The 6,410-nt window shown below is 51.7% G+C and carries 7 protein-coding genes; 3 read left to right on the forward strand and 4 right to left on the reverse strand.

Annotated features, from left to right (window positions below):
* The first annotated feature begins 12 nt into the window (after positions 1-12).
* The 3 genes from hslO (at position 13) to lysS (ending at position 3,637) form a co-directional block, all read left to right on the forward strand.
* Positions 13-969 (forward strand): Hsp33 family molecular chaperone HslO, encoded by a 957-nt coding sequence (hslO, locus tag QOS10_RS03705; RefSeq protein WP_283593804.1) that lies wholly within the window; start codon positions 13-15, stop codon positions 967-969.
* A gap of 112 nt (positions 970-1,081) precedes the next feature.
* Positions 1,082-2,095 carry a tRNA dihydrouridine synthase DusB gene (gene dusB, locus QOS10_RS03710; RefSeq protein ID WP_283593806.1) on the forward strand — a complete coding sequence of 338 codons (1,014 nt, stop codon included), beginning with the start codon at positions 1,082-1,084 and terminating at the stop codon, positions 2,093-2,095.
* Positions 2,096-2,110: 15 nt separating this feature from the next.
* Positions 2,111-3,637 carry a lysine--tRNA ligase gene (lysS, locus tag QOS10_RS03715; protein ID WP_283593808.1) on the forward strand — a complete coding sequence of 509 codons (1,527 nt, stop codon included), beginning with the start codon at positions 2,111-2,113 and terminating at the stop codon, positions 3,635-3,637.
* A gap of 79 nt (positions 3,638-3,716) precedes the next feature.
* Here lysS and QOS10_RS03720 read toward each other — a convergent pair whose 3' ends face one another.
* The 4 genes from QOS10_RS03720 to QOS10_RS03735 all read right to left on the reverse strand — a co-directional run bounded on the left by QOS10_RS03720 (position 3,717) and on the right by QOS10_RS03735 (position 5,843).
* The gene (locus QOS10_RS03720; protein ID WP_283593810.1) at positions 3,717-4,484 is read right to left on the reverse strand and encodes an MFS transporter; all 768 of its coding nucleotides are present in this window, start codon (positions 4,482-4,484) and stop codon (positions 3,717-3,719) included.
* A gap of 5 nt (positions 4,485-4,489) precedes the next feature.
* Positions 4,490-4,741 carry a hypothetical protein gene (locus QOS10_RS03725; RefSeq protein WP_283593811.1) on the reverse strand — a complete coding sequence of 84 codons (252 nt, stop codon included), beginning with the start codon at positions 4,739-4,741 and terminating at the stop codon, positions 4,490-4,492.
* Between the two features lie 33 nt (positions 4,742-4,774).
* Entirely contained in the window at positions 4,775-4,906 is a 132-nt protein-coding gene (locus QOS10_RS03730; RefSeq protein WP_283593812.1) for a hypothetical protein, read from the reverse strand.
* 100 nt (positions 4,907-5,006) lie between these two features.
* On the reverse strand, positions 5,007-5,843 hold the full coding sequence (locus QOS10_RS03735) for a LysR family transcriptional regulator (RefSeq protein WP_283593814.1): 837 nt from the start codon (positions 5,841-5,843) through the stop codon (positions 5,007-5,009).
* Positions 5,844-6,410: the final 567 nt, after the last annotated feature.

The following is a 6,410-nucleotide window of genomic DNA, read 5'->3' on the forward strand; positions in this document are numbered from 1 at the left end:
GGGGGAAATATTATGAAGACAACAGATTACTTAGTAAAGAGCATGACCAAGGATGGTAAATTTCGGGCCTATGCCGTGAACGCCACCCAGCTGGTCGAAAAGGCCCACGAGATTCATGACACCTGGAGCGCTTCCTCAGCTGCTTTGGGTCGGACCCTGGTAGGGACGCTCCTGCTGGCCACTGCCGGCCTGCAGGGAGAAGCCGGCATGACGGTTAAAATTCAAGGTAACGGCCCGGTTGGCTACATTGTCGCTGACGGGACGGCTAAGGGGACGGTTAAGGGCTACATGGGAAACCCGCACGTTAACCTGCCAAGCAATGACAAGGGGAAGATCGACGTTGCCGGGGCAGTCGGCACGAAGGGAACCCTGTCCGTCACCAAGATGGCCCCTGGTGACAAGACCCCGTACACCGGAGAGGTTAACCTGGTCTCCGGCGAACTCGGTGACGACTTCACCTACTACCTGGCCCAGTCCGAACAAATCCCGTCCGCAGTCGGCCTGTCCGTCTTCGTTAACACCGATGACAGCATTGAGGTTGCCGGGGGCTTCATGATTCAGGTTATGCCTGGTGCTTCCGATGGGGAGATTAGCAAGCTGGAGAAGACTCTTAAGGGGATGCCGTTGGTTTCAGAAATGCTGCGGGACGGTGATACGCCGGAGGACATTCTGACCAAGATGTTCGGCGATGACCTGAAGATTCTCGACAAGATGCCGGTCCGTTACGAGTGTGATTGCTCGAAGCAGCGGTTTGCTCACGCTCTCGAGAGTATCTCAACGAAGGATTTGAAGAAGCTGATCGACGAAGACCACCACGCCGAGACGGTTTGCCAGTTCTGCGGCAAGAAGTACGAATTCAGTGAAGACGAACTGCAGTTAATTTATGACAAGAAGGTCGCCGACGCGGAAGCCGACAAGGAGATCGCCGAGAAGCAAAAGAAGGCCGACGACAAGAAGGACCAGCAGTAGTTTGTTTGGTCTGGCTGATTAGATGTGCTATGATAGTTGAGTTATCGGACATTAAAAATAAGCGGGAAGTGGCAGGCCAACCCAGTTCCCGAGAAGACAATGAGGTGAAAGAATGAAGTGGAAGATCGGTGACGTGGAAATTCCTAATCAAGTAGTAGTTGCCCCGATGGCGGGTGTGACTAACTCAGCCTTCCGGGTAATTTGCAAGGAGTTTGGTGCCGGCTACGTTGTCTGTGAGATGATTTCCGACCGGGGAATCATGTACCATAATAAGCGGACCCTGAACATGATGAATGTTGACCCTAGTGAGCACCCGATGGGAATTCAAATCTTCGGTGGTACCAAGGAGACCCTGGTGGAGGCTGCCAAGTACGTTGACGAGCATACTGCCGCTGACGTGATCGACATCAACATGGGCTGCCCCGTCAATAAGGTGGTCAAAACTGATGCCGGGGCCCGCTGGCTGCTCGATCCCAACAAGGTCTACGAGATGGTGTCCTCCGTAACGGACGCTGTCAAAAAGCCGGTCACAGTCAAAATGCGGACGGGCTGGGACGATAAGCACATCTACGCGGTGGAAAATGCCCTGGCCGCGGAACGTGCCGGCGCTAGTGCCATCGCCATGCACGGCCGGACCCGAAAACAGATGTATACGGGACACGCCGATTGGAATATACTTAAAGAAGTAGCTGATCATTTGACGATTCCGTTCATGGCCAACGGTGATATCCGGACGCCGGAAGATGCCAAGAAGGTCCTCGACATGACCGGGGCCACGGCTGCAATGATCGGGCGGGCTGCCATGGGAAACCCGTGGATGCTGACCCGGACTGAACACTATCTGGAGACCGGTGAATTGCTGCCGGAAGCCACACCAAACGAGAAGATCAAGATGGCGAAGGAACACCTGAACCGCCTGATCGATCTCAAGGGTGAGTACGTCGGGGTCCGCGAATTCCGGGGCCTGTCGACTTACTACCTGAAGGGGATCCCGCGTTCTGCCCGGACCAAGGCGGCCCTGGTAGAGGCGGAGACACGCGACCAGATGAACGAAATCTTTGATCGCTTTGCTGAACAGACGGCAGAGCGGGAAATGAAGCGGGCTGCACGAAAGCAAGCTCAATAAGAGGAGGAAAATTTAGTGTCACAAGAACTAGACCAGATGCGTGTTCGTCGTGAAAAGATGGAAGAGCTTAAGCAGGCGGGAATCGAACCATTCGGCCGCCGGTTCAAGCGGGACCACCTTGCCCAACAGATTCGCGATGAATACGGTCAATTCGATAAGGAAGAACTGAATGACAAGGGAGCAATGGTAATCATCGCCGGCCGGATGACCCGGAAGCGGAGCAGCGGTAAGGCCGGCTTTGCGGACTTTGTTGACCGGACCGGGAAGATCCAGGTATATGCACGTAAGGATATGGTAGGGGATGAACAATACCACATCTTCAAGCGGGCTGATATCGGTGACTTCCTCGGGATTGAAGGGGATGTGATCAAGACCAACACCGGTGAATTGACGGTGCGGGCCCACAAGATCACCTTCCTGTCCAAGGCCCTGCGTCCGCTGCCGAACAAGTGGGAAGGGGTTACTGACCCGGAGACCATCTACCGGCAGCGTTACCTGGACCTGATTTCCAACCCAGAGAGCTTCAAGCGTTTCCACCAGCGGACTGCGATCATTAAGGCCGTACGGAAGTACATGGATGATCACGGCTTCACTGAAGTTGAAACCCCAATTCTGAACACCCAGGCTGGGGGTGCCAATGCCCGGCCATTCGTTACCCACCACAATGCCCTGGATATCGACATGTACCTGCGGATCGCAACTGAATTGTACCTGAAGCGGCTAATCGTCGGGGGCTTTGAACGCGTTTACGAACTGGGCCGGATCTTCCGGAACGAAGGGATGGACCCGCACCACAACCCAGAATTCACGACGATGGAAACCTACGCAGCCTACTTCGACTTCCATGATGTCATGGACGAGACGGAAGGCATTGTTAAGGCGGCTGCTAAGGTGGTTTCCGATGATGGTCACGTTACCTACCAGGGTCACGATATTGACCTGGCCAGTGACTTCAAGCGGGTAACGATGGTTGATGCCGTTAAGGAAAAGACGGGGATTGACTTCGGCGACCCAGCCATGACGGACGATGACGCCAAGAAGCTGGCTGATGAACACCACATCGAGTACAAGCCATTCTGGAAGAAGGGCCACATTCTGAGCGCCTTCTTCGACGAATACGTTGAAAAGACTTTGATCCAACCAACCTTCGTTTACGAGTTCCCAGTGGAAGTTTCCCCACTGGCTAAGCGGAACGCCGATAACCCAGACATGACGGACCGGTTCGAACTCTACGTGGACGGGAGCGAGTTGGCCAACGCCTTCAGTGAATTGAACGACCCAATCGACCAGAAGCACCGTTTCGAGATGCAAGCCGAGGAAAAGGCCAATGGTAACGATGAAGCGGAACCAGTTGACCTTGATTACGTTCAAGCCCTTGAATACGGGATGCCGCCAACGGGTGGTCTCGGAATCGGGATTGACCGGCTGGTAATGCTGCTGACCGATGCCAAGTCCATTCGGGACGTTATCCTCTTCCCAACGATGCGTCCGGAAAAGGAACAAAAGAACGGTTCTAATAAAAAGAAGAATAACAAGAAGTAAGCTGACGGCCTACTGATTAGAAAAGGCACCACACTACTGTAATGGTAATGCGGTGCCTTTTTTGTTTGCGGTAAAAAGCTTACTTCAGCTTTCGTGGAACCCCCAGGAAGAAGTTCATGAGAGCGACTGCTAAGAAGATCACAGCGCTTATCATGACCCCGGACCAGCCGAAAGCACTCCAGGCGTTGATGCCGACCAGCGTCCCCAGCGATCCGCCGAGGAAGTAGGAGAACATAAAGATCGAGTTGTTACGGCTGTTGGACTTACGACTCAGGGACTGAATAATCGCCTGGTTAGTGACCTGGCTGAACTGGGTGCTCAGGTCCAGAATGACAATCCCCGCCATCAGCAGGTAGATGGAGTGGGTGAAGATACTGAAAATGACGCAGGCGCCGACACCGAGCCACCAACTGATAGTGATGTTGACCCGCGGTGAGTAGCGATTGACCATCTGGCCGATGAATGGGGCAGCAAAGATGGAGACGATTCCCAAGAGGCCCATGTTTCCGGCGACGGCGCTATTGTAGTTGAAGTACTTAACCAGAAAGAAGGCCAAAGTTGACCAGAATAGGTTGGTAATCCCGAACATGCAGAAGGCATTGAGGGATGAGCTGCGGAGGTAGCGGTACTTTTTAAGCAGTTTCGGCAGTGAAGAGATGATTGTGCTGTAGCGCTTGCTTTGAACCGGCGTCCGCGGATCGTCTGGAACCCAGCGGTGAATGAAGATCACCAGGATCAGATTGATTAGGGCCGCCAAGCCGTAGACCGCGTGCCAGCCCAAGACGGTGGCGATTACCCCGCTGAAGGTCCGGGCAAACAGAATTCCCGTCAGCATCCCGCTGATCATCGCACTCAGGAGGGGCCCTTGTTTTTCGACGGGGTCAGGTAGGCGATGTAGGGGATGATGATCTGGCCGCCGATTGAGGTTAGACCAATGATGACGACTGCCAGGCCGAAGAGCCAGACGTTCGGCGCAATGAAGACCAGAAAAAGGGCGCAGATGGAGATGAGTTCCATAATCTGCAGGAAGAGGTAACGGTTGAAGGCGTCACCGAGCGGGACGATCAGCAGGAGACCGAGTGCGTAGCTGACCCGCGAGAGCATTGCCAGGATGGCGGTGGTTGATGATGGAATGTGTTAGCCGGTTACGATCAGGGGTTCGATCGGCTGGATGTAGAACATGTTAGCGACGATGATCCCCACACTGAGGGCCATGAAGATTACCTGATAGGTTGGAAGGTCAATATAGTTATCCTTTGCTTTGTCCATGAAAAACTCCTCCTTAGAGTAATAGCTTATGGATATTACTCTAAGGCCGGGCGGGATGCTGGAGAAGTGCCGGTTTATCCTGAGGAGGTGTGCAAAATGGTCATAGCTGACTGGTCAGAATGTTTTGGACATCGTGACTGCGGGTGAAGAGACTGATTGTCCGCGGCGGGAAGTCAACCAGCTTACTGGCACGGAAACGGTGATCGTTTTTGACCAGGCTTTGTACCATCTGCCACGGCAGAATCGACAGGTAGGAAGACAGGGCGACCAATTCCAGGACTGTGTTGGTGTAGCTGATCTGCTTAATGTCCTTGGGTGAATCGAACAGGTTGAGAAGCTGCTGGCTGACCGGACAATAGCGGGGAGCAATTATCAGTTTGCTGGAGTCGAGCCTTGTCAGCGAAGTGGCTGCAGATAGACCGGCTCGATGATTGGAGATAATCCCGAACGGTTCTTTGCATAGCTTGGCTTCGAAGAATTCGCCGGAGATATCTTGGTGCTGTTCTTCATTGATGATGATTGCGTCCAATTGGCCCTCGTTGAAGAGACGGACTAATTCGATCGCCTTGACCGAAATCTTGAGCTCCTTGAACTGGGTTAGGTGTTTGCTGATCAGGCTGGGGTAGTGGTAGGCGGCGATGTTGTCCAGAATACCGATCCGCAGGGTGTCCCAGTCGATTGTCGGTGGTGCGGTCAGCTCTTTCAGGTTGGTCAGGAGCTTTTGAGCGTTTTTTCTAAAAGTTACTCCCGCACTGGTCAGCTCCACTCCTTGATTTGTCCTGGCAAACAGTTGACGGTTGACCGCCTTCTCTAATTGTCGGATTTTCTTGCTGATGGTGGATGAATCTAGGTAGAGGTAGTTGCTGGCACGGCTAAAACTGCGGAACTTGCTGACGGTTAAAAAGATATTCAGTGATTCGAAATTAAAATTATCCATTAGTGTCACCTCAATTATGCAGTGATAATGTTTTTCAGTATATCAAAGAAAAAATGAAAATAGGCTCGTGAGGGGATGTCGCTGATCATTGCTAAAATCAGAATGAATATTCGTTGGAATTAGCGCAATATTGTTAGAGCTTATCCGTAAAAAATGGTACGGTAAGTAGTATAAAATTCGCCTTTATAAAATTGGCTGAGATTAATTGGAAAAGTAGTTGACAACCCGTGGCGGAGTAGGTATAGTAGTTACCGTTGTCAGTAACTGATATGGTAATTTTAACAGCATGTTGAAATTACCTGTTGACGGTTATCTGAGGACATGATATACTACTAAATGTTGCTTGTTGATCGAGTTGCTAAAAAACTTCTTGACAGCGTTTGAGTGACTATGATAAAATATGTTTGCTAGCTGTTTGTTAGCGAGGTAGACCTTTGAAAACTGAACAAAGTTTTGACGAACTAAATGTGTAGGGTCTTCAATCACTTCAGTGATTAGAAGCAAAACATTTGCGAAGTCAATTCGCTTAATTAATTTGAATTAGAGCTATTCAAGTTCTTATATTTT

It is taken from the genome of Limosilactobacillus galli (genome assembly GCF_947381495.1).
Lineage (GTDB): Bacteria > Bacillota > Bacilli > Lactobacillales > Lactobacillaceae > Limosilactobacillus > Limosilactobacillus galli.